This window comes from Streptomyces sp. NPDC016851 (assembly GCF_055562795.1).
On sequence record NZ_JBVHEP010000014.1, the window covers coordinates 121,260 to 147,525 of the forward strand.

26 protein-coding genes are annotated in these 26,266 nt (G+C 71.9%); 15 read left to right on the plus strand and 11 right to left on the minus strand.

Going from position 1 to position 26,266, the window contains the following annotated elements:
• Positions 1-51: 51 nt before the first annotated feature.
• The 7 genes from ACZ3I3_RS23035 to ACZ3I3_RS23065 all read left to right on the plus strand — a co-directional run bounded on the left by ACZ3I3_RS23035 (position 52) and on the right by ACZ3I3_RS23065 (position 7,659).
• Positions 52-888, plus strand: coding sequence for an enoyl-CoA hydratase/isomerase family protein (locus ACZ3I3_RS23035; RefSeq protein ID WP_467367870.1), 837 nt, complete (start codon positions 52-54; stop codon positions 886-888).
• Between the two features lie 94 nt (positions 889-982).
• On the plus strand, positions 983-1,615 hold the full coding sequence (locus ACZ3I3_RS23040) for a hypothetical protein (protein ID WP_467367872.1): 633 nt from the start codon (positions 983-985) through the stop codon (positions 1,613-1,615).
• The gene (locus ACZ3I3_RS23045; RefSeq protein ID WP_467367874.1) at positions 1,612-4,206 is read left to right on the plus strand and encodes a putative PEP-binding protein; all 2,595 of its coding nucleotides are present in this window, start codon (positions 1,612-1,614) and stop codon (positions 4,204-4,206) included. The genes ACZ3I3_RS23040 and ACZ3I3_RS23045 overlap by 4 nt, the downstream gene beginning before the upstream one ends.
• Complete coding sequence (locus ACZ3I3_RS23050; RefSeq protein ID WP_467367876.1) at positions 4,203-5,321, plus strand: acyl-CoA dehydrogenase family protein; 1,119 nt, start codon at positions 4,203-4,205, stop codon at positions 5,319-5,321. Before ACZ3I3_RS23045 ends, ACZ3I3_RS23050 begins: the two co-directional genes overlap by 4 nt.
• Before the next feature lie 18 nt (positions 5,322-5,339).
• On the plus strand, positions 5,340-5,786 hold the full coding sequence (locus ACZ3I3_RS23055; RefSeq protein ID WP_467367878.1) for a Zn-ribbon domain-containing OB-fold protein: 447 nt from the start codon (positions 5,340-5,342) through the stop codon (positions 5,784-5,786).
• On the plus strand, positions 5,783-6,937 hold the full coding sequence (locus ACZ3I3_RS23060; protein WP_467367880.1) for a thiolase family protein: 1,155 nt from the start codon (positions 5,783-5,785) through the stop codon (positions 6,935-6,937). The genes ACZ3I3_RS23055 and ACZ3I3_RS23060 overlap by 4 nt, the downstream gene beginning before the upstream one ends.
• A gap of 17 nt (positions 6,938-6,954) precedes the next feature.
• Entirely contained in the window at positions 6,955-7,659 is a 705-nt protein-coding gene (locus ACZ3I3_RS23065; RefSeq protein ID WP_467367882.1) for an SDR family NAD(P)-dependent oxidoreductase, read from the plus strand.
• 6 nt (positions 7,660-7,665) lie between these two features.
• Here the strand turns inward: ACZ3I3_RS23065 and ACZ3I3_RS23070 are convergent, their stop codons facing one another.
• Positions 7,666-8,373 carry a TetR/AcrR family transcriptional regulator gene (locus tag ACZ3I3_RS23070; RefSeq protein WP_467367883.1) on the minus strand — a complete coding sequence of 236 codons (708 nt, stop codon included), beginning with the start codon at positions 8,371-8,373 and terminating at the stop codon, positions 7,666-7,668.
• A 143-nt stretch (positions 8,374-8,516) separates the two neighbouring features.
• Here ACZ3I3_RS23070 and ACZ3I3_RS23075 point away from each other — a divergent pair, with 143 nt between their 5' ends.
• The gene (locus tag ACZ3I3_RS23075; protein ID WP_467367885.1) at positions 8,517-9,122 is read left to right on the plus strand and encodes a TetR/AcrR family transcriptional regulator; all 606 of its coding nucleotides are present in this window, start codon (positions 8,517-8,519) and stop codon (positions 9,120-9,122) included.
• 16 nt (positions 9,123-9,138) lie between these two features.
• On the opposite strand, the gene ACZ3I3_RS23080 is transcribed toward ACZ3I3_RS23075, so the two are convergent.
• The 4 genes from ACZ3I3_RS23080 to ACZ3I3_RS23095 all read right to left on the minus strand — a co-directional run bounded on the left by ACZ3I3_RS23080 (position 9,139) and on the right by ACZ3I3_RS23095 (position 12,979).
• Complete coding sequence (locus ACZ3I3_RS23080) at positions 9,139-10,623, minus strand: 2-oxo acid dehydrogenase subunit E2 (RefSeq protein ID WP_467368034.1); 1,485 nt, start codon at positions 10,621-10,623, stop codon at positions 9,139-9,141.
• 5 nt (positions 10,624-10,628) lie between these two features.
• A complete protein-coding gene (locus ACZ3I3_RS23085; RefSeq protein ID WP_193478843.1) occupies positions 10,629-11,654 on the minus strand; it encodes an alpha-ketoacid dehydrogenase subunit beta in 1,026 nt (341 codons plus the stop codon).
• Between the two features lie 5 nt (positions 11,655-11,659).
• The gene (locus ACZ3I3_RS23090; protein ID WP_467367888.1) at positions 11,660-12,664 is read right to left on the minus strand and encodes a thiamine pyrophosphate-dependent dehydrogenase E1 component subunit alpha; all 1,005 of its coding nucleotides are present in this window, start codon (positions 12,662-12,664) and stop codon (positions 11,660-11,662) included.
• A 96-nt stretch (positions 12,665-12,760) separates the two neighbouring features.
• Positions 12,761-12,979 (minus strand): VOC family protein, encoded by a 219-nt coding sequence (locus tag ACZ3I3_RS23095; protein WP_467367890.1) that lies wholly within the window; start codon positions 12,977-12,979, stop codon positions 12,761-12,763.
• Between the two features lie 427 nt (positions 12,980-13,406).
• Here ACZ3I3_RS23095 and ACZ3I3_RS23100 point away from each other — a divergent pair, with 427 nt between their 5' ends.
• From ACZ3I3_RS23100 to ACZ3I3_RS23115, 4 genes are all read left to right on the plus strand, one after another.
• The gene (locus tag ACZ3I3_RS23100; protein ID WP_467367892.1) at positions 13,407-14,597 is read left to right on the plus strand and encodes an aromatic ring-hydroxylating oxygenase subunit alpha; all 1,191 of its coding nucleotides are present in this window, start codon (positions 13,407-13,409) and stop codon (positions 14,595-14,597) included.
• A complete protein-coding gene (locus ACZ3I3_RS23105; RefSeq protein WP_467367894.1) occupies positions 14,594-15,418 on the plus strand; it encodes an SDR family NAD(P)-dependent oxidoreductase in 825 nt (274 codons plus the stop codon). The genes ACZ3I3_RS23100 and ACZ3I3_RS23105 overlap by 4 nt, the downstream gene beginning before the upstream one ends.
• A gap of 31 nt (positions 15,419-15,449) precedes the next feature.
• Positions 15,450-17,186: a PEP-utilizing enzyme gene (locus ACZ3I3_RS23110; RefSeq protein ID WP_467367895.1), complete on the plus strand. Its 1,737-nt coding sequence runs from the start codon at positions 15,450-15,452 to the stop codon at positions 17,184-17,186.
• Positions 17,187-17,282: 96 nt separating this feature from the next.
• On the plus strand, positions 17,283-17,597 hold the full coding sequence (locus tag ACZ3I3_RS23115; RefSeq protein ID WP_193478839.1) for a putative quinol monooxygenase: 315 nt from the start codon (positions 17,283-17,285) through the stop codon (positions 17,595-17,597).
• Positions 17,598-17,633: 36 nt separating this feature from the next.
• On the opposite strand, the gene ACZ3I3_RS23120 is transcribed toward ACZ3I3_RS23115, so the two are convergent.
• From ACZ3I3_RS23120 to ACZ3I3_RS23135, 4 genes are read right to left on the minus strand one after another with little or no spacing between them, the layout of a single operon-like run.
• Positions 17,634-18,665, minus strand: coding sequence for an NADP-dependent oxidoreductase (locus ACZ3I3_RS23120; protein ID WP_467367898.1), 1,032 nt, complete (start codon positions 18,663-18,665; stop codon positions 17,634-17,636).
• Between the two features lie 4 nt (positions 18,666-18,669).
• The gene (locus ACZ3I3_RS23125) at positions 18,670-18,885 is read right to left on the minus strand and encodes a transposase (RefSeq protein WP_467367900.1); all 216 of its coding nucleotides are present in this window, start codon (positions 18,883-18,885) and stop codon (positions 18,670-18,672) included.
• A 6-nt stretch (positions 18,886-18,891) separates the two neighbouring features.
• The gene (locus ACZ3I3_RS23130; protein ID WP_467367901.1) at positions 18,892-19,218 is read right to left on the minus strand and encodes a 2Fe-2S iron-sulfur cluster-binding protein; all 327 of its coding nucleotides are present in this window, start codon (positions 19,216-19,218) and stop codon (positions 18,892-18,894) included.
• A complete protein-coding gene (locus ACZ3I3_RS23135) occupies positions 19,203-20,609 on the minus strand; it encodes an aromatic ring-hydroxylating oxygenase subunit alpha (RefSeq protein ID WP_467367903.1) in 1,407 nt (468 codons plus the stop codon). Before ACZ3I3_RS23135 ends, ACZ3I3_RS23130 begins: the two co-directional genes overlap by 16 nt.
• Before the next feature lie 237 nt (positions 20,610-20,846).
• On the opposite strand from ACZ3I3_RS23135, the gene ACZ3I3_RS23140 reads away from it, so the two are divergent.
• From ACZ3I3_RS23140 to ACZ3I3_RS23150, 3 genes are read left to right on the plus strand one after another with little or no spacing between them, the layout of a single operon-like run.
• Positions 20,847-21,989, plus strand: a complete 1,143-nt coding sequence (locus ACZ3I3_RS23140; RefSeq protein ID WP_467367905.1) for a sugar ABC transporter substrate-binding protein — start codon at positions 20,847-20,849, stop codon at positions 21,987-21,989.
• Positions 21,974-23,497 carry a sugar ABC transporter ATP-binding protein gene (locus ACZ3I3_RS23145; RefSeq protein WP_467367907.1) on the plus strand — a complete coding sequence of 508 codons (1,524 nt, stop codon included), beginning with the start codon at positions 21,974-21,976 and terminating at the stop codon, positions 23,495-23,497. The genes ACZ3I3_RS23140 and ACZ3I3_RS23145 overlap by 16 nt, the downstream gene beginning before the upstream one ends.
• A gap of 27 nt (positions 23,498-23,524) precedes the next feature.
• Positions 23,525-24,622: an ABC transporter permease gene (locus tag ACZ3I3_RS23150; protein ID WP_467367909.1), complete on the plus strand. Its 1,098-nt coding sequence runs from the start codon at positions 23,525-23,527 to the stop codon at positions 24,620-24,622.
• Positions 24,623-24,649: 27 nt separating this feature from the next.
• Here ACZ3I3_RS23150 and ACZ3I3_RS23155 read toward each other — a convergent pair whose 3' ends face one another.
• Both ACZ3I3_RS23155 and ACZ3I3_RS23160 read right to left on the minus strand, forming a co-directional pair.
• Positions 24,650-25,354: a DUF4328 domain-containing protein gene (locus ACZ3I3_RS23155; RefSeq protein WP_467367911.1), complete on the minus strand. Its 705-nt coding sequence runs from the start codon at positions 25,352-25,354 to the stop codon at positions 24,650-24,652.
• Between the two features lie 127 nt (positions 25,355-25,481).
• Positions 25,482-26,264: a ThuA domain-containing protein gene (locus tag ACZ3I3_RS23160; RefSeq protein ID WP_467367912.1), complete on the minus strand. Its 783-nt coding sequence runs from the start codon at positions 26,262-26,264 to the stop codon at positions 25,482-25,484.
• Positions 26,265-26,266: the final 2 nt, after the last annotated feature.

Consider the following 26,266-nt stretch of genomic DNA (forward strand, 5'->3'; position numbering starts at 1 on the left):
CCGGGGACGGGAAGCACCCGGCGACGGGAAGCTACGACAGGAGAAGCACCCATGGGCCTTGCCGTGAGCACCGAGCCGGTCCGGATCGTCCGCCACCCCGACCGGGTCGTCGAGCTGAGACTCGACGACCCGGGACGGGGCAACGCCCTGGACCTGAGGACGGCCGAGGCCCTGCGGGACACCGCGCGCGAGGTGGCCGCGGACCCGGGCGGTGCCGTGCTACTGCGGGCGGCGGGCGGCAGCTTCTGCGTGGGCGGTGACCTGCGCGCCTTCGCCGGGCGAGGCACCGGGACCGGCGCCTACGTCCATGCCGTGGCGAGCGCCGCGCACGCGGCGGTACAGGCCCTGTACGAGCTGCCCGTACCGCTGGTGACCGCCGTGCGCGGCGCGGCCGCGGGTGGCGGGGTCGGCCTGGCACTGGTGGGCGACATCGTCCTGGCGGCCCGGTCGGCGCGGTTCCGGCTGGCGTACACGGCGATCGGGCTGACGCCGGACTGCGGGGCCTCCTGGTTCCTGCCCCGTCTCGTGGGCCCGCGCAGGGCGGCGGACCTGATCCTCACCAACCGGGTCCTGACCGGCGACGACGCCGAACGATGGGGCCTGGTCTCCCACTCCGTGGAGGACGAGGAACTGGATGACGCGGCACACCGGACCGCGGCCGGTCTGGCCGCCGGCGCCGGTGACGCGCTGTGTGCCGCGAAGGGCCTGCTGCGCGCCGGCACGGCGGACGACCTGACCCGCCACCTCGCCGAAGAGGCGCGGCTGATCGCCTCCCTGGCGGACGGCCGGGAGGCGCGGGACCGCATGGCGTCGTTCCTCGCCGCGCGAGGCCGCCCGAAGACGGGCGACGGCCGGACCGAGACCGGTCCATCCGAAAGTGTTTCTTGAGTCCCTCTTCACTAACAGGCTCGCCGAGGCGTAACCTCCGGGCAACACAGATCCGAGGAACCGGTCACCACAGAGCCGGGGAAAAGGTGTGGCGATGCAATCTCCTGCCGTGGGCCTTCCGGACGCTCCCGACGAGCCTCTCGGCGAAGCCGTCGTCGACCTCGTCCTGCGGGGCATGTGGCGCGGCCGTCCGGAGTCCGAGCACCGTCCGCTGGTCGACGCCGGGCTGGCGATGGTGAAGGGTCCGGTGGTGCTGCCGACCGAGCGGGCGAAGGCCGCCGCCGCGCGGATGCTGCGGGTCCCCTCCGGCTCCGAGCGGGAGGCGCGGATCACCGCCGCCTACGAGGCGTTCCTGCCGGTCAACCGGAAGATCCGCGACGTGTGCACCGCGTGGCAGTGCCGCCCCGACGGCTCCGCGAACGACCACTCCGACGACGCCTACGACGCCGGGGTGCGCGAGTCGCTGGAAGACGTCCACGAGGCCATCCAGCCCGTGCTGCGCAGGCTGGAGCGGGTGCTCCCGGGCAGCGACCGGTACCTCCCGGCCCTGGAGGAAGCCCTCGACCGTTTCGACGACGGCGCGACGGCATGGCTGGCCTCGCCGCTCTGCGACTCGTACCACACGGTGTGGATGCGGCTGCACCAGGAGCTGCTGCTCGTGCTGGGGATCAGCCGGGCCGAGGACGAGGCCCTGGAAGAGGAACTGGTCACGAGGAGCCGGGGGTGAGCGTCGCCGACCGCGAAGCGGGACCGCTCGCCCACTCCGGCGCTCCTCTCGCGCCCTCCGAGGCCCCCGGCCGGGTCCTGGTGCCCTACGGGCAGGGTCGGATCCGCGGCCTCGACGCCGACGAGCTGGGCGCGCACGGCGCGGCGATGGACCGGCTGGTGGCCCTCGGGCTGCCGGTCGTGCCGGGGCTCACCGTGCCCGCGGGCGCCTCCGCGTCGCTGGGCGAACCCGGCACCGCCGAAGCAGCCGTCGATCTGGTCGAACAGCTCTCGGGGCGGCGGATCGGCGACGCGGCCCGGCCACTGCTGCTGCGTCTGTCGGCGAGCGCGCCGACCGAGATCGCGGGACTGCCGCCCGACCTGGCCTGTCTCGGCGTGACCCCGGGCAACGCCGACGACCTGTGCGCCGTCATCGGGCGCGCGGAGGCCTTGCACGAGGTGTGGGCCGCCACCGTACGGATGATCGCCGAGTACGCCCTCGACGTCTCCGGTGCGGTGCTCGACGACGCCCTCCTGGACACGCCCGAGCCGCGCGCGCGAGTGGAAGCACTGCTCTCCCTGGTGGCGCGACACGGCTCCCAGCCCTTCCCTGACGACCCTGCGCAGCAGCTCGCGCTGGCCGCCCGCGCCCTCCTCGCCCGGTGGGACTCGCCGCGCGCCCGGAGGTCCCGCCGGGCCCAGCGGCTCCCCGCCGATCTGACCCTCGCCCTGCACGTGCAGGCGCTGCGCATCGGCCCGGCGGACCACTCGGGTTACGGCACGGCGGTCAGCCGCGACCCGGAGACCGGGCGGCTCTCGCCGCAGGGCTTCTTCTTCCGGGGTGTGCGCCGCAGCGCCCCGCCGCCGCACACCGGTGAACCGCTGGACCGGCTCGCGGGCGGGTCCGCGCTGCTGGAGCACTCCCTGCTCACCCTGGAGCGTCATCTGCGGGCACCGGTGTCGGTCGACTTCGAGGTGCGCGACGACGAGATCTCCCTGCTCGCCGCCTCGGCACAACTCCGCCCACCGCTCAGGGCGGCGGTGTGTCTGGCCGCGGACCTGGCCCGGGACGGGGCGCTCGGCCGCGAGGACGCCGTACGGCGGATCACCCCCGCACAGGTGCAGGAACTGCTGCACCCCCAGCTGCGGCTGACCGGCGGGGAGGACCTCCTGGTGACGGGGCTGCCCGCGTCCCCGGGGGCGGCGACCGGAGCGGTCGTGCTGTCCAGTGAACGTGCCCTCGAACTGGCCGCGGACGGTACGCGGGTCGTGCTCGTGGCCGCCGAGACGACCCCGGCGGACGTCCCCGGGATGCTGGCCTCCGCTGCCGTGCTGACCGGCAGCGGCGGGATCGCCTCGCACGCCGCCGTGGTGGCGCGGGGCGCCGGCAAGCCCGCGGTGTGCGGTGCCGAGGGGCTGCGCGTGGACCCGGCGGCCGGGACGGTCCGCTTCGGGGAGCGGGTGGTGCGCGAGGGCGACCCGGTCTCGCTGGACGGCCGTACCGGCGCCGTCTACGCGGGGACCCTGAGCGTCAGCGTCGCCGGACCGCCGCCCGAGCTGTCCACCCTGCTGGAGTGGGCGGACGGCGTGCGCCGGCTGGGCGTGCGGGTCAACGCCGACACCGCTGCCGAGGTGGACACGGCCCTCGCCCTGGGCGCTGAGGGTGTCGGACTGTGCCGTACGGAACACCAGTTCCTCGGCGAGCGGCTGCCGCTGATCCGCCGGGTGCTCCTGGCCGCCGACCCGACCGCTCGCGACGAGGCCCTGGTGGCGCTGGAGCGCGCCCAGCACGAGGACTTCCGCGCGCTGCTGGCCGCCGTCGGGAACCGCCCGGTGACCGTGCGCCTGCTGGACGCCCCGCTGCACGAGTTCCTGCCCGCCCCCGGGCAGGCCCTGGACACGGCCGAGGAGCAGCGGGCCGCCGCACTGCGCGAGGCGAACCCGATGCTCGGGCTGCGCGGGGTGCGGCTGGCGCTGCTGCACGAGCGGCTCTACCCGGCACAGGCCGAGGCGCTCTTCACCGCCTGGGCCGATGTCGCCGCCACCGGGGCGCGGCCGGAGCTGGAGGTGATGATCCCGCTCGTCAGCATGCCGGAGGAACTCACCGCCGCGGCCGCGTACGTGCGCGGTGCCGCCGACGCGGTCGCCGCCCGTACCGGAGTGGAGGTCCCGTACCGGCTCGGCACGATGATCGAGACCCCGCGGGCCGCGCTGCTGGCCGGTGAACTCGCCGAGCACGCCGAGTTCTTCTCCTTCGGCACCAACGACCTCACTCAGCTCACCTACGGGTTCTCCCGGGACGACGTCGAGCGCCAGGTGCTCGCCTCGTACCAGGAGCGCGGGTTCCTGACCGCCAGCCCGTTCGCCCGGCTCGACCCGCACGGGGTGGGCGCACTCGTCGCCCTGGCCGCCGAACGGGCGCGGAGCGTGCGGCCCGGCATCAAGCTCGGCGTGTGCGGTGAGCACGGCGGGGACCCGGAGTCGATCGCCTTCTGCGACGACGTCGGCCTCGACTACGTCTCCTGTTCCGCGCACCGCGTACCGGTGGCCCGCATGGCCGCCGCGCACAGTGCTCTGCGGCAGCGGCAGGACGAGGGCGGGAGCGCACGATGACGAGCACCACGACCGAGGGCACGGCCCTGTCGGACACCGAGCTGGACGACCTGCGCGAGACCGTGCGGTCGGTGTGCGCCGACGCCGGCGGCACCGCCGCGGTCCGCCGGATGTCCGAGGAGGCCCCCGGCATCGACGCCGAGTTGTGGGACACCCTCGGCCGGCAGGTCGGCCTCGCGGCCCTCGGCCTGCCCGAGTCGGCGGGAGGCATCGGCGGCCTCGCCGGGATCACCGCCGTCTGCGAGGAGCTGGGCAGGACGCTGGCACCGGTACCGCTGCTGTCGTCCACCGTGCTGGCCGGGCAGGTGCTGGCCGACTGCGGTACGGCCGACAAGGCGCTGGCCGAGCTGGCCGAGGGGACCGTGCACGCCCTGGCGGTCGCCGCGCCCGACGGCAGGTGGCGGCCCGACGCCGTGCCGGTGGCCGTCTCCTGGCAGGGCGGTGTCCCACTGCTGGACGGCACCGCGCCCTTCGTCCTCGACGGCGCCGACGCCGAGGCGCTGGTGGTGGCCGCGGCGGGGACCGACGGCGTGGACCTCTTCCTGGCCGACCCGTGCGAGCCCGGGGTCACGGTGCGCCGGGTGCCCACGCTGGACCTCAGCCGGGGCCAGGCGGTGGTCACCTTCTCCGGGGCCCAGGCCAGGGCGCTGACCGCCGGCGGCGAGGGAACGGACATCGTCTCCCGCGCCCTGGACGTGGCGCTGATCGCCCTGGCCGCCGAGCAACTCGGCGGCGCACAGGCCGCGTTGGACATGACGGTGGCCCATGTGCGCGACCGGACCCAGTTCGGCAGGGCGATCGGCGGCTTCCAGGCGGTCAAGCACGCCTGCGCCGACATGCTGCTCCAGGTCGAGGCCGCACGGTCGGCCGTGGTCCGCGCGGTCCTGGCGGACGGCTCACCTCAGGCGCTGGCCGAAGCGGCGGCGGTGGCGCAGGCGTGGTGCGGCGAGGCGTTCGTCTCCGTCGCCGCCGAGTGCGTGCAGTTCCACGGCGGGATGGGCTTCACCTGGGAGCACGACGCGCACCTGTACTTCCGGCGCGCCCAGTCGGACGCGGTCCTGCTGGGCGGCGCCGCACACCATCGGGAACGGCTGGCCGGGCTGCTGGGCTGGTGACGTGGAAGGCGGGACGGCATGACCACCAGACTCATCGACGAGTCACTGTTCGAGAGCGGGGAGTTCGGCGAGGGGTCCGACGCCGGGGATCCACGGCGTCTCGTGGGCGCCCGTTGCTCCGCGTGCGGCACCGTCGTCTTCCCCCGGCAGGGCTCCTGCCCCAGGTGTCCGGACGGGGCGATGTCCGCGCTGGTGCTGCCGGTGAGCGGGCTGGTGTGGTCGTGGACGCTCCAGGCGTTCCCGCCGAAGCCGCCGTACCGGCCGCCGTCCGGTGGCCACCGGCCGTACCACGTGGGCTATGTGGACCTCGGTGAGGTGCTGGTCGAGGCGCGGCTGGCGGTGCCCCGCGCGCAGATCCGGATCGGTCTGCCGGTCCGGCTCACCACGGTGCCCGCGTACCGGGACGAGGACGGAACCGACGTGCTGACCTTCGGGTTCCGCGCGGAGCTGGACGGGGAGCGATGAGGCGGCCCGACGACGTGTACGTGGTCGGCTGCGGAATGCATCCCTTCGGCCGCGACGAGAGCGTCACCGGAATGGGCATGGCCGAGCGTGCGATACGCGAGGCACTGGCCGACGCCGGTGTCGCCTGGGAGGACATCGGCTACGCGGCCGGCGGCTCCGACGTGTCCGGCAAGCCCGACACCCTGGTGGGCCGGCTCGGCCTGACCGGAGTGCCGTTCGTCAACGTGCAGAACGGCTGCGCGACCGGCGCCTCGACCGTGCTCACGGTGGCCAACGCGCTGCGCGCGGGCGAGGCCTCCGTGGGACTGGCCGTGGGATTCGACAAGCACGAGCGGGGCGCGTTCCACGTCTCCGCGGCCCGCTACGGGCTGGGTGACTGGTACGCCGAGACCGGCATGATGCTCACCACCCAGTTCTTCGCCCTCAAGACCCGGCGGTACCTGTACGAACACGGGATCTCGGAGCGGGCGCTGGCGATGGTGGCGGCTCGGGCCTTCCGCAACGGCTCGCACCATCCCCTGGCCTGGCGGCGCAAGCCGCTGACGGAGCAGGAGATCCTGGACTCCGCGGAGGTCAGTCCCCCGCTCACCCAGTACATGTTCTGTTCGCCGGGACAGGGCGCTGCCGCACTGGTGCTGGCGCTCGGCGACCGCGCGTTCGACCTGTGCGAACGACCGGTCAGGCTCGCGTCGCTGGCCTTCCGGACCCGGCGGTTCGGCTCGTTCGAGGTGTTCTCGCCCTGGCTGCCCCCGGGACCGCACCGTAGCCCCAGCGTGGACGCCGCGGAGGCGGTCTTCCGCACGGCGGGGCTGCGTCCCGCGGACGTACAGGTGGCCCAGTTGCAGGACACCGACAGCGGCTCGGAGCTGATCCACCTGGCGGAGACCGGGCTGTGCGGCCACGGCGAGCAGGAGGCGCTGCTGGCCGCCGGGGACACCGATGCCGCGGGCCGGATACCGGTCAACACCGACGGCGGCTGTCTGGCCGGCGGGGAGCCCGTCGGCGCCTCCGGGCTGCGTCAGTTCCACGAGGTCGTACGGCAGTTGCAGGGCCGGGCGCCGGGTCTGCAGGTGCCCGGCGCGCCCCGGGTGGGCTTCACCCATGTCTACGGGGCGCCGGGGATCAGCGCCTGCTCGGTCCTCACGGTGTGAAAGGGGCGGACACCGCCATGCGGCACGACGGAAGAACGGCACTCGTCACGGGCGGGGCACGGGGAATCGGGCTGGAGATCGGCCGGCAGCTCGCGGACCGGGGGCTGCGGGTCCTGGTCGCGGCGCGGAAACCGGAGGCCGCCGAGGAGGCGTGCCATGCCATCGGCCCGGCGGCGGTGCCGCTGGCCCTGGACGTGACCTCCGCGAGGAGTGTCACCGAAGCGGTCCGGGAAGCGAGGGAGCTGACCGGCGGGATCGACGTGCTGGTGAACAACGCCGGGGTGTCGCTGGACGGGGATCTGCGGCCCCCTTACGTCGACGAGGACGTCCTGCGCGCCACGCTGGACACCAACTTCACCGGCGCCTGGCGGGTGGCGCAGGCCGTCGTCCCGGGCATGGTGGAAGCAGGCTACGGGCGGGTCGTGAACGTCACCAGCTCCTACGGTTCGCTGGCGCTGATGGACTCCGGCCGGCGTCCCGCCTACCGGATCTCCAAGACGGCGCTCAACGCCCTGACCCGCATGCTCGCCGCCGAGCTGTCCGGCACGGGCGTCCTGGTCAACGCCGCCGATCCCGGCTGGACCCGCAGCGGCATGGGCGGTCCCTCCGCCCCGCGCGGTCCACGGGAGGGGGCGGACACGCCGGTCTGGCTGGCGACCCTGCCTGAGGGTGACGAGACGACCGGCGGGCTGTTCGCCGACCGCAGGCCACTGGCCTGGTGAGCCGCCTCAGGTCCGGGACGTGACCGGCTTGGGCGACTTCGCCGCTTTCGCCGACTTCGCCGACTTCGCGGGTTTCGCCGGTTTCTGCTCGGTGGCGACGATGCGCAACGCCAGCTCCCTGACCGCCTCCAGCACGGAGCGGGAGGGCAACTGCGACAGCGGTCCCCCCTCCGCCCGCAGCGCGGTGACGAGCATGGTCGTACTGATCAGGGTGCGGACCGCGAGCGCCTGTGACGCGTGGCGTACCTTCGCCGCCCGGGGGCTGCGGGTGGTGCCCTCGGGCAGGTAGTCGTAGCCACGCTGGACGTGCCGCTGCTCGAACTCGTCCCGCAGGACCTTGACGCTGCCGTTGGCGGAGGCGACCTGGACCTGGTACAGGCGGGCCTCGTCCGGGTTCTGTTCCACCCAGTCCCACACGGCGTCGATGACGCGGATCAGCCCCTCCGCGTCACCCGGCTCGGACTCGGGACGGGCCGCCTCCACGACCGCGTTCAGCTGGTCGAACACGCGACGCATGGCGAGTTCGAGCAGCTCCTCCTTGCCGTCGAAGTGGTAGTAGACGGCCGTGGGCACGACCTGGGCCTCGTCAGCGATGTCCTGGATGCTGGTCTCCGCGAAGCCGTTGCGGCCGAACACCCGCACGGCAGCGGTGATGATGTGCTGCCGCCGCGAGGGTCGGTGGGCGGGCTGCTTGCCGTTCTTCGTGCTGGCCATCATGCTCCCTGCCGGCTGCCGGGACCCCGCGTCCGCGGGCCCTGTGTACTGCCCATGCTATCCAGTAACTCCAACCGTCCGGCAGAGTAATTCCTGCTGCGCGTGGGCTTACGGCACACTATCCGCCCGGCATACTTGACACCATGACGACCTCCGGAACCCGCGCCGCTCACCGTCCGTCGCGCAAGCAGTGGGTGATCGAAGCAGCGACCGAGCTGTTCGCCACCCAGCCGCCGGACGAGGTGACGGTGGCCGACATCGCCGCTCGCGCGGAGATGACCTCGGCGGCGGTGTACTACCACTTCTCCTCCAAGGACCAGGTCCTGGCAGAGGGGATGCGGGCGTTCGCCACCGCACTGCGCGAGCAGTTGCAGGCGCTGACGGAGGCCCATGAACCCGGGTCGGACATCGGCGCGGCGGTCACCACACTGCTGGCCTGGCTGGGCGAACACCGTTCCGCCGCGACGGTGTTCTTCGTGTCGTCGGCCGGCATGAGCCAGGAGGCGGAGGCGCTGCGCCAGGAGAGCCGCAGTGAGTTGCTGGACGAGCTGGTGCGGCTGATCCGCAAGGCCCGCACGTCCGTCACCGACGCCGAGGCGGCGGTGATCGGGCTGGGCCTGCTGGCGCTGCTGGAGACCGCGGCGATCTCACAGGTCCGGGGCGACGACGTGTACCGGTCGCTGGGGCACCGCTCGTTCGTCCGCGAGGTCGGCGCCCTCGCGGAGCGGATCGCCGACCCGGCCTCCTGAGGGCCGGTCCGGCGGATCACACGAGCAGCCGGAGGGGCCTGCGCAGCAAGTCACCGACCGTGCGCAGGTATTCGGCTGCGGGTGCGCCGTCGACGGCACGGTGGTCGAAGGTGAGGCTCAGGGTGAGCACCCGCGTCCGCAGCGGCCGGTCGTCCGCCCACTCGACGCCGTCCCTGAGCCTGCCCACCCCGAGGATCGCGACATTGCCGGGGTTGATCACCGGGGTGAAGAAGTCGACGCCGTATCCGCCGAGCGAGGTGACGGTGAAGGTGGCCCCTTCCAGTCGTGCCGGGGAGATCCGCCCCTCGCGCGCGGCCTGGGCCAGGTCCCTGGACCGGCGGGCCATTTCCGGCAACGGCAGCTCCACGGCATCCTCGATCACGGGGACCATGAGGCCGCCCGGAACGGCCACGGCGAAGCCCAGGTGGATGCCGCCGAGCAGATGGACGCCGTCCTCCCGCACCGTCGCGTTGAGCAGCGGGTGCTCGCGCAGGGCCAGGGCGGCGGCCTTCAGCAGGAAGTCGTTGAGGCTTGGCACCGGCAGATCGCTGTCGGCCCACTCCTCCTTGAGCCGGTCCCGCAGGGACACCACGGCGTCCATCCGCACCTCGTAGCCGTGCGTCAGCTGTGCCATCTCCTGGAGGCTGGCGTGCATCCGGCGGGCGATGGTGCCGCGCATCCCGGTGAGCGGGATGACGTCGCCGGGCCGCAGGGCCGCATCCCGGCGGGGAGGGGCCGTGTCCCGGCGAGGCGGGGCCGTGTCCGCGCCAGGAGGGGCGGGGGTGACCGCGTCGAGGTCGGAGCGGCGGATCCGGCCGCCCGGCCCGGTGCCGTTCACCTCGGACAGGTCGATGCCCCGTTCCTTCGCCAGCTTGCGGACCAGCGGCGAGTAGGAGGAGCCGCCCGGCGTGACCGGCTCGCCGGGGTCGCCCGGGTCACTGAGGTCGCCAGGGAGGGCCGCGAGGAACTCCTCCACGTCCTCGGAGACGATCCGGCCGCCGGGTCCCGTGCCGCGTACGGCGGTGAGCTCCACGTCGGCAGCGGTGGCGACCCGCCGGGCGTTGGGTGAGGACAGAAGCCGGCCGGCGGTGCCGTTGTGGGAGGGCACCACGGGAGCAACGCCGGTGTCGGTGCCGTTGATGGAGGGCACCGCGGGAGCAGCGTCGGCGTCGGTGCCGTTGGGCGCGGGTAGAGCAGAACCCGCACCGGCCCCGGCCCCGGCCCCGGCCGGCATCGGCGTACCCGCCGGGCCCGGCAGCTGCTCGCCCTCGGCCAGCAGCCAGCCGATGAGGGCCCCGGTGGGGACGGTGACGCCCGCCGGGACCACCGGGTGGAACAGTCCCCCGGCCTCCGCCTCGACGTCCACGTCGACCTTGTCGGTCGCCAGCCTCAGCAGCGCGTCGCCCTCCGCGACGGCCGCGCCGACCGGCACGAGCCATTCGTCGATCGTGCCTTCCTGCATGGTCAGACCGATCTTCGGCAGCAGCACCTCGACCGCCATGTCGGTCACGCCCTCTCGAGGAGACGCCGGCAGCCCTGGGCGATGCGGGCGCGATCGGGCACGTACGCCTTCTCCAGCACCGGGGAGAAGGGCACCGGGGAGAAGGGGGCGCCGATGCGCAGGACCGGCGCGTCCAGGTAGTCGAAGGCGGCGTCCTGGATCTGGGCGGCGATCTCCGCGCCGAGCCCGCCGAAGGTGACGGCCTCGTGCACCACGAGCACCCGGTTGGTGCGGCGGACGGAGGCGAACATCGTCTCGGTGTCCAGCGGCTGCACGCTGCGGGGGTCGATCACCTCGATCTCCACGCCCTCGGCCGCCAGCTCGTCGGCCGCCGCGAGGGCCTCCCCCACCATGCGGCCCAGGGCGATCACCGTGACATCGGAGCCGTGCCGTGCGGTGTGTGCCTGGCCCAGCGGGATGCCGTAGATCTCCTCGGGCACCTCGCTGGTGCTGCCGAGCAGGACCTTGTTGAGCATGATGACGACCGGGTTGTCGTCCCGGATGGCCGAGACGGTCAGGCCCTTGGCGGTGTACGCGTCGCTGGGCATGACCACCTTGAGGCCGGGCACGTGGGCCAGCCAGGCCTCCAGGCTCTGGCTGTGCTGGGCCGCGGCGCCGAGGCCCGCACCGGAGGCGGTCGTGATGGTCAGCGGCACGGACAGCGCGCCGCCGAACATGTACTTCATCTTGGCGGCCTGGTTGACGATCTGGTCGAGGCAGACGCCGATGAAGTCCATGAACATCAGGTCGACGACGGGCCGCAGGCCCCGGGCGGCGGCTCCCACGCCGAGGCCGACCAGGGCGGCTTCGGAGATCGGGGTGTCGATCATGCGGCGGGGGCCGAACTCGTCGAGCAGGTTGTCGAACATGCGGAAGACGCCGCCGTATCCGGCCACGTCCTCACCGGCGACGAAGACGTTCTCGTCCTCGCGCATGGCCTGTGCGAGTCCCTCGTTGAAGGCCTTGACGTAGGACAGCTTGCGGGGGGCGGCGACCGGGGGGAGGGCCGGTGCCTCGGTGGTGGTGGTCATGGCGGTCATCCCGAGTAGACGTTGAGCAGCAGGTCGGCGGGGTCGGGCAGCGGGCTCGCCTCGGCGTACGCGATGGCCTCGGCGATCTCGTCGCGCGTGCGCTGCCATACGTCGTCCAGCTCGGCACGGGTCGCGGTGCCGTCGGCGACGGCCCGGCCCTCCAGCAGGTCGATGGGGTCACGCGCCTTCCACTGCGCGACCTCCTCGTCGGAGCGGTAGGGGTGACGCAGGCCCTTGACGCCCTGGTGGTCGAAGAAGCGGTAGGTCTTGGCCTCGATCATCATCGGGCCCGCGCCGGCCCTGGCCCGTTCGACGGCTTCGGCGGCGGCCCGGTGGACGGCGACCGCGTCCATGCCGTCGACGATCACGCTGGGCATGCCGTAGGCGGCGGCGCGGTCGGCGACATCGGTGAGCAGCATGTGCGCGGACTGCGGGGTGAACTCCGCGTAGCCGTTGTTCTCGCAGACGAAGACCACGGGCAGGCCGAGGATCGCGGCCATGTTGGCGCCCTCGTGCCAGGCGCCGATGTTGGTGGCGCCGTCGCCGAAGAAGGTCACGGCGACGTTGTCCTCGCCCTTGTACCGGGCGGCGAAGGCGGCGCCCACGGCGATCGGGACGCCTGCCCCGACGATGCCGTTGGCGCCGAGCATGCCGCGGGTGAGGTCGTTGATGTGCATGCTGCCGCCGCGGCCGAGGCAGGCGCCGGTGACCCGGCCGTACAGCTCGGCGTACATCTCGCGGAAGCCGACGCCCTTGGCCACGGCGTGCCCGTGGCCGCGGTGGGTGGAGGTGATCTGGTCGTCGTCGCGCAGGGCCGCCATCACGCCGGCGGCGACGGCTTCCTGGCCGACATAGAGGTGCAGGAAGCCGGGCAGTTTGCCGGCCTCCATGAGCTTTCCCGCCTCGGTCTCGAACAGCCGGATGCGCACCATGCGCTCGTGCAGGTCCTTGATGACCTGCGCGCTGACCTGCGGGGATTTCTTCGACGCCGTTGACACTCGTTGAGCCACCGTCCGCCCCTTCGTCCGAGGGAGGTTGCCAAGCAAATCGGACTTACTTGTGCTGGTCTACAGTAACCAGCAGTGGCACCTTACTGAACAGTGTCTCTAATTACTACGCCTCTGCTCCGGGTTGCCGCCCCGCGCGTCCACCAACTCCACGGCGTTGCCCTCCGGATCCGCCCAGAAGCCGATCCGCCGACCGCGCGCCCGGACGACGACCGGGCCCGACAGCGGCCGGACACCCGCGGTCGGCAGCGCCGCCAGGCACCCGGCCGGCGAGCCCATCACGCGCGCCGAAACCGGGGCCGACCGGGGAAGGATCAACTCATCCACCCCCCGGAGGACCCCCGCGACCCGGCGACCACCAGCTCGCCACCGAGGCCGGCCGGACCGCCGACGGCCACCGGTACGCGGGAACGGTGCTCGGCGCGGCAGCCGAGCACGTCGCAGCAGAAGCGGGCACCGAGCGGCAACTTCGCCACTTTCTATTGACAGACCACACTAAGTCCTGTTGTCGTTTCGGACACAGCCCAGCTGTCGCGTTCAGAAGCCGGTCACCGGCTCGCGGCTGGGAGGATGTGAGGACATCGTGGTCCAAACCAGTTCGCCGGAGATTCGGGAGACAGACGCCGGGCCGCCCAGGTCGTCGATCTCAGCCCCCTCGGCCCCGTCGGCTCCCTCGGCTCCCTCGGCTCCCGAGTACGCGTCGTGGATCAGCCGGGACCGGTCAACCGACGCCGCGTCCCTGACGATGCGGCGGGAGGCGGCCGAACTCGTCGAGCGCGTGATGACGCACTACAGCGCCAACACGACGCACGAGGCGGACGGCCAGTGGACGGAACCCGTCGCCAACTACCTCGACGCCGACCGCTGGCAGCGCGAGACGGACGCCGTCCACCGCAGCGTCCCCCTGCCGCTCGCCATGTCCTGCGAGCTTCCGGGGCCGAACACCTACAAGGCGATCGACGTGCTCGGCATCCCCGTGCTGATCACCCGTGACCGTCAGGGCACCGTGCACGCGATGATCAACGCCTGCCGGCACCGGGGAGCCAAGCTCATCGAACCCGGTTGCGGGGTGTCGAAGCGGCTCACCTGCCCGTACCACTCCTGGTCGTACGACCTGGCCGGAGAGCTGCGGGGCGTGTACGCGGAGAAGACCTTCGGGGAGGTGCCGCGCGAGGGGCGCAGCCTTGTCCGGCTCCCGGCGGGGGAGCGCGCGGGGATCGTCTTCGTCTCGCTGGACCCTGGGGGTACCTCCCAGGCCGTTCAGGCACTGGGGGAGGCCGAGCCCGACCTGGACGCCTGGCTGGGCGACCTGCAGCCCCTGCTGGAGGGTCTCCGGCTGGCGGAGTGCCACCACTACGCCACCAGCGAGCTGACCAGTCCCAACTGGAAGGTCACCCTCGACGGGTACCTGGAGACGTACCACTTCGCCTCACTGCACCCGAAGACGGTCTTCGAGACGAACCTCTCGAACATGATGGCCCACGACACCTGGGGCCCCCACCAGCGCATCGCACCGGCCCTGCGGCCCATCGCGCAGGCGGTCGAGCTGCCGCCGGACCAGCGTGACCCCGGGGACTGCGTCGGTCCCATCTACTGGCTCTTCCCGGGCCTGGCGATCGCGGGCGGCTGGCGCCAGAAGATCGCCGTCTCCCTGGTGCTCCCCCGGACGGCGACCGAGTCGGTGACCCAGCAGATCATCCTGCTGCGCGACCCGGCGGTCACCGAGGAGGAGCGCGAGGCCGCCGACCGGTTCGGCGCGTGGTTCCACGAGGTGGTCCGCGACGAGGACTACGCGACCACCTACGGAGTCCAGCAGGGCCTGAAGGCCCTCGACGGGACCGACTTCGTCTTCGGACGCAATGAACCCGGACTCCAGCACTTCCACCGCACCATCCATCAGCACCTGGACACAGCACCCCACAGAGCCGCCAGGTGAGCAACCAACAAGACTCGCGGGAGAACACCATGGTGGCTACGGGCAGCCTCGACGGACGTGTCGCGGTGATCACGGGCAGTACGCGCAGCATCGGCCGCGCCATCGCCGAGGCCTTCCTGGCCGACGGCGCCACGGTCGTCGTCAGCGGTCGCAGCGAGGTCAAGGGCAAGCAGGCCCTGGAGGAGATGGACGCCGGGGACCGGGCCGTCTTCCACCCCTGCGACGCCAACAGCCAGGAGGACATCGAGGGCCTCGCCGACTTCGCCGCCGAGCGCTTCGGCAGGCTCGACATCTGGGTCAACAACGTCGGCGGCAGCTCCGGCTTCGCCCCGATCCACCAGCTCAGCGACGAGGCCTGGCACAACGCCCTCAACCTGAACGTCAACGGCTACTTCTACGGCACCCGCCGGGCCCTGCCGAAGATGCTGGAGGGCGGCTGGGGCCGCATCATCAACATCTCCTCGGTGGAGGGCAAGCAGGCCAACAAGCCCGCGATCAGCCACTACATCACCAACAAGCACGCCATCCACGGCCTGACCAAGGCGACCGCCTTCGAGTACGGCACCCAGGGCATCACCTGCAACGCCATCTGCCCCGGCGCCGTCGACACCGACCTCATGCGGGCCGCTGGTCCCGCCGCCGCGGAGGCCGAGGGCATCTCCTACGAGGACTGGCTGGGCCGCTTCGCCGAGCACGCCGCCACCAAGAAGATCACCACGGTGGAGCAGATCGCGGCGGTCGCCTCGTTGCTGGCGAGCGACGTGGGGGCGGGTATCACCGGCACGCTGATCAGCGTCGACGGCGGAACAGCGCAGTGGTAGGCGCGGGTACGGACAGCGGGAGACCTCGGTCATGAAGAGCTGGATCACGGACTGGCAGCGCAGTGAGCGGCTGCCGCACTACACCCGGGCCAACGCGGGCGAGACCCTGCCGGAACCGGCCAGCCCGCTGGGCTGGACCCTGGTCTGGGGCCGGGGCCTGCAGGGCTGGCGTCGCGGCTTCGTCGGGTTCGGCATCTACCGCGAGGAGGAGGTGGCCGGCCCCAGGCCGCCGTTCGTCGGCATGTTCGGCGGCCACTTCTACCTGAACCTGTCCCACATGCGGCTGTTCGGCATCCGTATGGGACAGACGGCGGACCAGATCGACGCGGCCTTCGTCGGTCAGCGCTCCGACACGCCGGTGTACCTGGCGCACCCGGACGACCAGGACGAGGAGCTGACCGCCAAGGCGGGCGCGACGCTGCAGCGGATGCTCGGCCAGGCCGGCTTCCCGGAGGCCGACGCCGACCGGGAACGGTTGCGCGCCCTGCGCCGTTCGCGACCCGGCCTGGCGAGGCTGTCCGACGCCGAACTGGTGGCGCACGTACGGTCGTTGCTGGACGAGGTGGAGACGACGTTCCAGCGGCACGTCGAGTCGTCGCTGCCCGCGTCCGTCGGGCCCGCGATCCTCGGGCCGCTGTGCGCGAGCGTGGACCGCCCCGGCGCCATGCTCGACCTGATCGGCGGTCTCGGCGACGTCGACTCCGCCTCCCCGTCGACCGGGCTGTGGACACTGTCCCGCCAGGTGACGGCCTCGGCCGAACTGAGCGCGCTCTTCGACCAGGGCCCGGCCGCGGTGGAGCGGGCGCTCGACGCCGCTACCGGCGATGTGAAGACGTTCCGTGATTCGTTCGAGGAGTTCCTCGCGGAGTCGGGCGACCGCGGTCCCAACGAGTGGGACATCCACGCGCTGTCGTGGGAGGCGGCACCCGTGCAGGCGCTGGCCCTGGTGGACCGGATCCGGCACAGTCCCGACGATGACTCCCCGGCCACCCGGCGCAAGCGGCTGACCGAGGGGCGCGAGCGGACGGCGCGTGAGATCCGGGCCGTGCTGCCCGAGGAGGCGCAGCCGATGTTCGACGCCGGGATGCACGCCTCCCGGGTGTGGATCCCGGCCCGCGAGCGCACCAAGGCGAACTGCGTCACCGTCGTCAACGAGATCCGCATGGCCGTACGGGAGCTCGGCCACCGCGGCGTCGATGCCGGCCTTTTCGCCCGGCCCGAGGACGTGATGATGCTGCTGGACACCGAACTCGACGACTACGTCGCCGCCCCGGAGTCCTTCGGCCCGGTCATCGCGCGGCGGCTGGAGGAGTACGCGGGTCTGCACGAGCTGGAACCGCCGTTCTTCGTCGCCGACGACGGACAGACCGAGATCGACACCTGGCCGCGCCGCGCCGAGGAGCGGACCGAGGCGGCCGTCGAGGGCGATGTGCTCGGCGGTGTCGGCGGCAGCCACGGCTCGTACACCGGCAGGGTGCGGGTGGTCACCGACCCGGCTTCCTGTGAGGCACTGGAGCCCGGCGAGGTGCTGGTCGCGCCGATCACGGACGCGGCCTGGACCCCGCTGTTCCTGGTGGCCGGCGCGGCAGTCGTGGACGTGGGCGCGCTCAACAGCCACGCCGTGGTGGTCTGCCGTGAGCTGGGCATCCCGGCCGTCATCTCCGTCGAGGGCGGAACGCGACGGCTGCGGGACGGCATGACGATCACGGTCGACGGTGAACGGGGCACGGTCACCGTCGACAGTGTTCCCGCGCCGCTCGGCATCTGAGAACTCCGCGGGCCCGTCGCTTCCCTGCACCGGAGCGACGGGCCCGCGGGCACGACCTCGAAAGGACCACCATGGCTGAGGAGATCAAGGACCACCATGGCTGAGGAACTCATCGTCTCCGGCTGGATGGACTACGAACCCGGCGACCGCGACACCGTGCTGGCGGCCCTCGTCGAGCTGGGCCGGCGCACCCGCGAGGAGGAACCCGGCTGTCTGGACTACGCGATGACCGCCGATCCCACCGACGAGCGGCGTATCCGCGTGTACGAGTACTGGACCTCGCGGCAGGCCCTCGACGAGCACTTCGCCACCCCGCACATCAAGGACTTCCGGACGGCCGTCGCGGGGCTGGCCCGGGTCGGGGTCTCGCTGACGGCCCACACCGTCGCCGCGTCACATCCCATGCGCTGAAACGGCGCCCCGGCCGGGGCGCCGTTGCCGGCAGTCTCAGCGGGAACCGTCCAGCCGCACCAGCATCTTGCCGACGTTGCCGCCGCCCAGCAGGGACAGCAGCGCCCCCGCGGCGTTCTCCAGGCCGTCGACGACCGTCTCGCGCGCGGTGATCCGGCCCTCGGCCAGCCAGCCCGCGACCCGCTGCTCGAACTCAGGGCGCAGGTCCTCGTGGTCGCGGACGATGAACCCGGACAGGGTCAGCCGCTTGAGGACCGCCTGGATCAACTGGTTGATGTCCACGGTCCGTCCCGCGCCGCCGAACTGCGACATCATGCCGCACAGGGCGACCCGGCCACCGGTGCGCAGCGCGTGCAGAGCGGCGGCGAGCTGTTCACCGCCGACGTTGTCGAAGTACACGTCGATGCCGTCGGGTGCCAGCCGCGCCAGCGCGTCGCGCACCGGCTCGGCACGGTAGTCCGCGGCCGCGTCGTAGCCGAACTCCTTCACCAGCAGGGCGCACTTGTCCGGCCCTCCGGCGGTCCCGATGACGCGCTGCGCGCCCAGCAGACGGGCGAACTGGCCGGCGGCGGTGCCGACGGCGCCTGCCGCCGCCGACACGAAGACGGTGTCGCCCGGCCGCAGTCGCGCGATCCGGGTCAGGCCGACGTACGCGGTGAACCCGGTCTGGCCGAGCAGGCCCAGCCAGGTGGGCAGCGGCGCGAGTCCCGGGTCGATGCGACCGGCGCCGTCGACGGCCGCCGCGTCGAGCACCGCCCGCTCCCGCCAGCCGAGCTGATGACGTACGTACGTGCCCGGCGGCACCGAGGCGCAGCGGCTCTCCTCCACGACACCGAGGGCTCGGCCGTCGAGCGGCGAGCCCGGGGTGAAGTTGTGCGTGTAGTGCTTCTCGGTGGTCGACAGCCGCCCGCGCATGGACGGGTCGACGCTCATGTAGAGGTTGCGGACGAGTAGCTGCCCCTCCCCCAGGGGCGGCAGCGGGCGCTCCTCGACGACGAAGTCACCGAGGAGCGGTTCTCCCTCGGGCCGGCGCACCAGGCAGACCACCCGGGTGGTGCGGGGCGTCACGGGATCACTCCTCCGGCTGCTGGGCGGTGCGCCGCTGGGCGAGGCGGCCGACCCAGCCGGCCATCTGGAGGTCGGCGTGGCGCAGTTCGCCCGACTGCCACCGGGCCTGGAAGTCGAAGACGCCCTGCACCCCTGTCCTGGGATCGGTCACCTCGACCAGGCCGTCCTCGGTGAGCCGGTACACATGGCCGGTCAGCGGGTGGATCACTTGCTTGGACATGGGGTCTCACTCCTGCACTGGGCGGCGTACGCCGCGCTTGGTCACGGTCACCGGGCCCTCGACCCGGAGCCGGCAGGCGAGCCGGGTCAGGCCGTCCACCGGTCTGCGCAGGGCCTCGATGCCCTCGCGTTCCAGCGGGTCCACGGGGGAACAGTTCTCGGCGCCCTCCTCGACCTGGACGAAGCAGGTGCGGCAGGTGCCCTTGCCGCCGCAGACGGTGGGCCAGCGGTAGCCGAGCCTCTCTGCGGCGGTGAACAGGTCCTCGCCGTCGAGGACTTCGAGTTCGGCGCCGGAGGGTCTGACCGCCACCCGGTGGGTCACTTGCTCATCCACTGGTCGAGCGTCTGGTTGAAGTGGCGGATGCGGCTCTCCTGGTAGTTCGCCAGGGTGATGCCCGGCTTGCGCATCGCCTTCAGGCCCTGCTGGACGTAGGGCAGGTTCTCGCAGTCCTGGTCGAAGACGGGCCCGAGCACGCCGAGTTCGGGGATGTCGGCGAAGAGCGTGTCCTCCGGAACCCAGCGGATCTTCGCCGGGGGCGGCGTCTCGCCGGGCTGCTTCGGGGACGACATGAAGATGATCTCGGCGGTGCAGGAGTCCGGGTCCAGGCCGTTGGGCCGGAACCGGTAGATGATGTTCGACTTGGCGCCGCCCCAGGGGTTGAAATTGGGGAACAGCAGGTAGTTGATGGCGTCCAGCAGCTCGGTGTCGGGTGTCTCCGAGAAGTCCTGCTGCGAGGTGGCCGCCAGTTGTTCACGCATCCGCGCGGCGAGGACCTGACGGGCGGTGCCGCCGGGCGGGATCGCCGGCAGTTCGTCACCCTCCTGCATCACCAGGTCACGGCCCTGGGCGGCGGCGTAGAACGAGCGCGAGTCGTAGAAGGTCTCCAGGACGTCCTCCTCCGTGACCGAGTCCGCCACGTGCGGGCTGGGCGCGCCCTGGATGTTGATCATGCGGTTCCAGTTCGGCTGGTCCGCCATGACGTCGTACTGCGAATTGGCGTCGGCGAGCCACGTCAGCATCTGCGGATGGGTGGCGATCACATGGAAGGACTCGATGAACGCGTCCTGCGCGACCTTCCAGTTGCAGGGCAGCACCTTGGCGATGTGCAGCGACTTGTAGCGGTTCTCCAGCGGCCAGATGTAGTAGTCGTCGAAGGTGCCGCGGTAGCTGTCGAAGGACTCGGCGTACGGGTCCATGTTGATGAAGACGAAGCCGCGCCAGGTCGCCACCTGGGCCTCGGGGAGGGCGAACTTCTCCGGGGTGACATGCGGGAAGTCCCAGGCACAGGGCGGGGTCTGCATCGTCCCGTCGAGGTTCCAGGTGAAGCCGTGGAACGAGCAGCGGAACTCGCCGACGTTGCCGCCGCCGGTGCGCAGTTTGCGGCCGCGGTGCAGACAGACGTTGACGTACGCGCGGATCTCGTCGGAAGCCGTGCGGACGACGATGAGGGAGTCGTCGCCGATCTCGTAGACCTCGTGGTCGCCGACCTCGGGGATCTCGCTCTCCAGGCAGGCGAACTGCCAGACGCGCCGCCAGACCTGCCGCATCTCGCGTTCGGCCCACTCGCGGGAGGTGAAACGGGCGGTGTCGATGTCCTCGCTGCCGAGGTAGTCGTTCCGCTCGTACCTCAGGGCGGGGGGAACGGGGCGGCTGTCCTGGTCGAGGTAGTCCTGGACGCTGGGCCCGGGGCACCGCGCCGTGGCCGGCTCCGACGTTTCGTCCATCATCTCTCCTCCGGCAGAAACTTTAGATTGAGTGTAGTTACCGCTTGCCGCCCGGAGCAACACTCGTGCCGGTGGACGATCTCCGCACCTGACGAGGTCACCGCACTTTCGCACCGTTATTCCGGAATTTGTTGCGGCAACCCTCTCCCCAAGCCCGCTGGGGCATGTCACACTCCGACCCACTTGAGGCTGTAGTGTCTCTTAAGTTTCTCCGTCACACCACGGGAGCACTCAACGATGAGTTCCAGACCCCGTCGCGCGGTCCGCCGCGCCATCACCGCGACCCTCCCCGTCACCGCCCTGCTCGCCCTCGCGGCATGCGGCACCGGGACCACTCCGGCCGCCGACTCGACTCAGGCGGGGGCGCCCGCCTCCCCCGGCCTGACGGCGGCCCGCGCAGCCCTGGCGAAGTACTCCGAGCGCCCGGCCACGATCTCCGTGACCGAGCCGGTGGGCAAGGCGATCCCCAAGGGCAAGAAGATCGACTTCATCCTCTGCGGCGTCCAGTCCTGCAAGGACCTCGCCGACTTCTTCACCGAGGCCGCGAAGGAACTCGGCTGGCAGGTGAAGCAGATCGCCACCCAGGGCACCCCGGAGTCCGTCCAGGCCGCCTACGAGCAGGCCGTACGCGACAAGCCGGACGCCGTCGTCGCCTCCGGTTTCCCCCGTGCCGTCTACGCCAAGCAGCTGGCACAGCTGAAGGCGGCCGGCATCCCCGTCATCCAGTCGAACGCCGACGACGTGACGGGCGACGGCATCTCCCTGCTGAAGAACGGCCCGAAGGACGTCGGCGTCCAGGGCGAGATGCTCGCCTCATGGGTGGTGTCGAACAGCGGCGCCAAGGCGGACACCGTCTACTTCGATCTGCCGGCCTACACGATCCTCAAGCCCGTCAAGGACTCCTTCGCGGCCAAGTACAAGAAGTGGTGCGAGGGTTGCGCGCTCGACAACGTCGACGTGCCGATCACCGCGGTGGGCAAGGACATGCCGGACCGCGTGGTGTCGTACCTGCGGTCACATCCGAAGGTGACCCATGTCGTCTTCTCCCTGGGCCTGCTCAACGTGGGCGTGCCGGCCGCGCTGAAGACCGCCGGGATCACCGGCAAGCACATCGTCGTCAACGTCGGTGACGCGCAGAACTACCAGTACATCCAGAGCGGTCTCACCGACGGCGCGATGGCGCTGAACTCGCACGAGACGGCCTGGCTCCAGGCCGACGCGCTGGCCCGGCACTTCACCGGCCAGTCCATGGCCGTGGGCCAGAAGGCGGCGCTGCCCAACATGCTCGTCACCAAGGACAACCTGCCCTCGGCCGACGGCGACTTCCCGATCGTCGAGGACTACGAGAAGCAGTTCAAGGCGCTGTGGGGACTGAGTTGACCGGGCCGGTGCTACGGGTGGCCGCCCTGTCGAAGAGATTCGGCGGCACCCAGGCGCTGAAGGATGTCGATCTCGACGTCCTGCCCGGCGAGATCCACGCCCTGATCGGGCCCAACGGCTCCGGCAAGTCCACCCTCATCAAGATCCTCGCCGGCTACCACCACGCGGAGCCGGGTGCGGTGGCCGAACTCGACGGCGAGCCCTTCGGCCTCGGCCAGGTCGCGGCCTCCCGCCACGACCGGCTCCGCTTCGTCCACCAGGAGCTGGGGCTGGTGGGCGAGTTGAGCGCCATCGACAACCTCGCGCTCAGCCATGGCTTCGCCCGCACGGCGTTCGGCAACATCCGCTGGCCGGAGATGGAGCGGCGGACGAGCGCGCTCGTCGAACGGTTCGGCCTCGGCATCGACGTACGCAGGCCCCTGGTGACGGCGACCCCCGTCCAACGCACGGTGGTGGCCATCGCCGCCGCCCTTCAGGGCTGGGAGGGCCGCCGCGGGGTCCTGGTGCTCGACGAGCCCACCGCCGTACTGCCGCCCGGCGAGGTGGCCCGCCTCTTCGACATCGTGCGGGAGGTCCGCGACGCCGGGGCCGGTGTCCTGTACGTCTCGCACCGGATGGACGAGATCTTCGCTCTCGCCGACCGGGTCACCGTGATCCGCGGCGGACGCCGGATCGCCACCCGCCCGGTCGCCGAGCTCACTCCTCGCCTGCTGGCGGAGCTGATGGCGGGCGAGGAGATGGAGACCACCCACCGTCCGGCACCCTCCCCCGGTCCCACCAACCCCGTGTTGGAGGTCCGCGACCTGTGGGCCGGGCCCCTGCGGGGGGTCGACTTCGACCTGGCCGGGGGCGAGCGCCTGGGCATCACCGGTCTTGTCGGCTCCGGCCACGAGATCGTGCCGTACGCGGTGTGCGGAGCTCATGCCGGGCGGGTGAGCGGCAGGCTGCGGCTGCCGGAGCGCTCGGAGCGGTGGACGTCGGCGCGCGACGCGAGCGGCCTGGGCCTTCCCCTGGTCCCGGCGGACCGGGCGGGCGAGGGAGTGATCGGCGACTTCTCGGTCGGCGAGAACCTCACCTTGCCGCTCCTGGACCGGCTGCGCTCCCGGTCCGGGCGGTTGCGCCGGCGCCGCGAGTCCGCCCTGGCGCAGGACTGGATCCGGCGGGTCGGGGTGCGTACGGCGGGGAGCGGGGCCCGGATCACCACGCTGAGCGGCGGCAACCAGCAGAAGGTCGTGATGGCCCGCTGTCTGGCCGGGCGGCCGCCGGTGCTGGCGCTGTGCGAACCAACGGCGGGCGTGGACATCGCCACCCGCCTCCAGCTGTACGACCTGATAGAGCGTCAGGCCGACGAGGGCATGGGCGTCCTCGTGTCCTCCTCCGACACGCAGGACCTGCTCGCGCTGTGCACGCGCGTCCTGGTGGTGCGGGACGGCCGGATCGCACGGGAGATCAAGGGCCGGGACATCACCGAGCCCGCGCTCGTGCACGCCATGGAAGGAACCGAGTGACATGAGCCCTGGAAGGAACCGACTGACATGACGTCCACCCCGACCCGGGCGGCGGAGGTCTCGCCGTCCGTACCGGAGAGATCCGCGGTGTACGTACCGGGGACACGGGCCCGACGGGCGGCGGCCGCCCTGTCGTTCCGCAACATCGGCGCCGTGTACGTGTGGCTGGTCATCGTCCTGCTCTTCACCGTCTGGGCGCCGGACACGTTCCCGACCATGATCACCGTGAAGCAGGTTCTGAACGGCAACGCCGTGGCGGGCCTGGTCGCACTCAGCGTCGTACCGCCGCTGGCCGCGCGCGTCTTCGACCTCTCCATCGCCTTCACCATGTCGCTCACCAGCGTGCTGACCGCCCACTTCATGGTCTCCGCCGGGTTCGGGCCCGGCACGGCCATCGCGCTGGCGATGACCGCCGCGCTGCTGGTCGGGATCGTCAACGGCATCGTGGTGGTGGTGCTGCGCGTCGACTCGTTCATCGCCACCCTGGCCACCGGTGCGCTGATCCAGTCCCTGATCACCATGGTCACCAACGACAGCTCCATCACCGGTGTGCGGCTGCTCGCCGAACCGTTCGCGAGCATCGCCCAGCTGGACGCCGGCGGCGTCACCTTGCCGGTGCTGTATCTGCTGCTCGCGGCCCTCGCCATCTGGTTCCTGCTGGAACACACCGCCACCGGGCGCCGGTTGTACGCGACCGGGTTCAACGCCGACGCGGCCCGGCTGCAAGGTGTGCGCACCGACCGGCTGCGCTTTCTCACCCTGGTGGCCTCCGCACTGCTCTCCGGTTTCGCCGGCGTCGTCTTCACGGCCTCGGTCGGCTCCGGATCGCCGACCGCGGGCACCCCGTACCTGCTGTCGGCCTACGCCGCCGCCTTCGTCGGGGCGACCCAGTTGCGCGCGGGCCGCTTCAACGCCTGGGGCACGGTCCTCGCGGTCCTCCTCCTCGGCACCGGCATCACGGGCCTCGGCCTCGCCACCAGCGCGCAGTGGGCCGCGAGCCTGTTCACGGGCTCGGTCCTCATCGTGGCGCTGGTGCTCACCGGTGGCCGGATCGCCCTGCCCACCGTGCTGCGCCGCCGGGCGAAGACCCGGCCGGACTCGACCACCGGCGAGGAGATCCGATGAGCACCGAGGTCGGCCCCTGCGTCCTGCTCACCTGCTGTAAGGGCTGCTCGCGGTCGCCTTCAGCCAGTGCATGGACGTCAGGCGGACGGCGAAGTACACCGCGGCCACGGCAGCGGCCATGTCCAGGACGTCCGCTGCCATGTACTGCATCACCGCGGTCCGAATCTCCGTGAGGGTCTCGGCGCTCTCGTATCCCGACGCGGCGTACAGGTCGGACAGCGAGCTGGAAACGAGCAGGCCCCACCACAGGTTCACGGGCCAGATCGATGCCCGGTACGGTTCCCCGTCGGCGGGCAGGGGTGATGCGGCACCCCACATGTCGACGGCGATGCGGTACGGCAGCCAGAAGTTCGCCAGTGGGATGAGCCAGCCCCCGATGGCCCAGCCCGGGCCCTTACGGAACCGATCGGGGGCCAGCAGCCCGGTGTTGCGCCGCGTCCAGAAGAACCAGGCGACGAAGAGGACCGGGCAGGGCAGGAACACGATGCCCTGCAGGTTGCCGGCCGTCTCGTACAGCGAGTATGCGGCGTCCAGCCTGTGCTGGGGAGCGGCGGCGAATCCCTGGTCCTCGTCGATGAGCAGGTAGATCCGCGCTCCGGCGAAGACGGCGAAGAGATCGCTCAGGGCGACGATCGCGAGCGACACCGACGCCGCTGCCAGCAGGCCGCGCACCGAGCGTGGTGTTCCGTTCGGCAGCATGCGACGCGGACGGAGTTCATTGGATGCGGACATGACGGTGGCCCCCCACGGGCGGAGAACGAAAAGGCCCGCGGAAGCGCGCGCGGAGGCACGCTACGCCTGCTGCGAGACCCCGTCCATGACAATCCGCAGGTCGGACAGCCATTCCACGGCCCGTGCTTCACCGAGACGGGCTGCGCCCGCCCACCGTGCGCTCCACACAGCGCCGGAGCACGGTCAGGAACTCCGGTGTCTCCCAGGGCCCCACGTCCACACGCCCGGTGTCGTCGACCCCGAGGTCCTGCACGTCGTAGCGGCCCCGGCAGTGGCCGAGGGTGAAGTAGCAGACCTCGCCGCGGCCGTGCCGCTTGAGGTACAGCACCGGCCGGGGCGCGTGGTCGAGGGCCGCCGTGTCGCCCTCGGCGAAACCGCGGCACGGCCCCGTGTACTCGGCGTGCAGCAGCACCTCCAGCTCGCCGTGCAGCTCGCTCACGTACAGCTCGTCGGTGACCGTGAACGGTTCGATCCCGGCGACCAGCGGATGGTCGGGCCGGGTCACCTGCACCTCGTACGGCTCGATGGGCGGGTGGGCGACGAACTGGCTGCCGAGTACTTCCGCCACCTCCCCGAGGAGCCGCGGGGTCGCGAACACGCGCGGCCCGTCACCCGCCGACGGCTCGATCACCGCGTTCGTGCCGTGCAGGGCGAGCCAGCGCCCGCCCCGCTCGACGAACCGTGCCAGCGCGGCTCGTTGGGCCGGGCGGGGCCGGACGTCGCAGGTGTAGGTGACCAGCAGGTCCGCCCTGTCGAGGGCGGCCAGGCAGTCGTAGTCCTGGTGCACCGTGGTGCGCACCCGCGGATGCTCGCCGAGCAGTTCCAGCAGCCGCAGCCGCGCGTGGTCGAAGTCGTGCCACCGGCCACCGCAGACCAGTACGGCGTCCAGCCGGCCGGCCGGGCCCGCCACGG

Bases quoted from the DNA above. Each gene is read 5' to 3' on its own strand.
- ACZ3I3_RS23060 (WP_467367880.1), top strand. From the start codon at position 5,783: ATGAGGCGGCCCGACGACGTGTACGTGGTCGGCTGCGGAATGCATCCC.
- ACZ3I3_RS23125 (WP_467367900.1), bottom strand. From the start codon at position 18,885: ATGTCCAAGCAAGTGATCCACCCGCTGACCGGCCATGTGTACCGGCTC.
- ACZ3I3_RS23135 (WP_467367903.1), bottom strand. From the start codon at position 20,609: ATGGACGAAACGTCGGAGCCGGCCACGGCGCGGTGCCCCGGGCCCAGC.
- ACZ3I3_RS23040 (WP_467367872.1), top strand. From the start codon at position 983: ATGCAATCTCCTGCCGTGGGCCTTCCGGACGCTCCCGACGAGCCTCTC.
- ACZ3I3_RS23075 (WP_467367885.1), top strand. From the start codon at position 8,517: ATGACGACCTCCGGAACCCGCGCCGCTCACCGTCCGTCGCGCAAGCAG.
- ACZ3I3_RS23070 (WP_467367883.1), bottom strand. From the start codon at position 8,373: ATGGCCAGCACGAAGAACGGCAAGCAGCCCGCCCACCGACCCTCGCGG.
- ACZ3I3_RS23085 (WP_193478843.1), bottom strand. From the start codon at position 11,654: ATGACCACCACCACCGAGGCACCGGCCCTCCCCCCGGTCGCCGCCCCC.
- ACZ3I3_RS23065 (WP_467367882.1), top strand. From the start codon at position 6,955: ATGCGGCACGACGGAAGAACGGCACTCGTCACGGGCGGGGCACGGGGA.
- ACZ3I3_RS23140 (WP_467367905.1), top strand. From the start codon at position 20,847: ATGAGTTCCAGACCCCGTCGCGCGGTCCGCCGCGCCATCACCGCGACC.
- ACZ3I3_RS23150 (WP_467367909.1), top strand. From the start codon at position 23,525: ATGACGTCCACCCCGACCCGGGCGGCGGAGGTCTCGCCGTCCGTACCG.
- ACZ3I3_RS23100 (WP_467367892.1), top strand. From the start codon at position 13,407: ATGCGGCGGGAGGCGGCCGAACTCGTCGAGCGCGTGATGACGCACTAC.
- ACZ3I3_RS23055 (WP_467367878.1), top strand. From the start codon at position 5,340: ATGACCACCAGACTCATCGACGAGTCACTGTTCGAGAGCGGGGAGTTC.
- ACZ3I3_RS23110 (WP_467367895.1), top strand. From the start codon at position 15,450: ATGAAGAGCTGGATCACGGACTGGCAGCGCAGTGAGCGGCTGCCGCAC.
- ACZ3I3_RS23035 (WP_467367870.1), top strand. From the start codon at position 52: ATGGGCCTTGCCGTGAGCACCGAGCCGGTCCGGATCGTCCGCCACCCC.
- ACZ3I3_RS23155 (WP_467367911.1), bottom strand. From the start codon at position 25,354: ATGTCCGCATCCAATGAACTCCGTCCGCGTCGCATGCTGCCGAACGGA.
- ACZ3I3_RS23080 (WP_467368034.1), bottom strand. From the start codon at position 10,623: ATGGCGGTCGAGGTGCTGCTGCCGAAGATCGGTCTGACCATGCAGGAA.
- ACZ3I3_RS23115 (WP_193478839.1), top strand. From the start codon at position 17,283: ATGGCTGAGGAACTCATCGTCTCCGGCTGGATGGACTACGAACCCGGC.
- ACZ3I3_RS23050 (WP_467367876.1), top strand. From the start codon at position 4,203: ATGACGAGCACCACGACCGAGGGCACGGCCCTGTCGGACACCGAGCTG.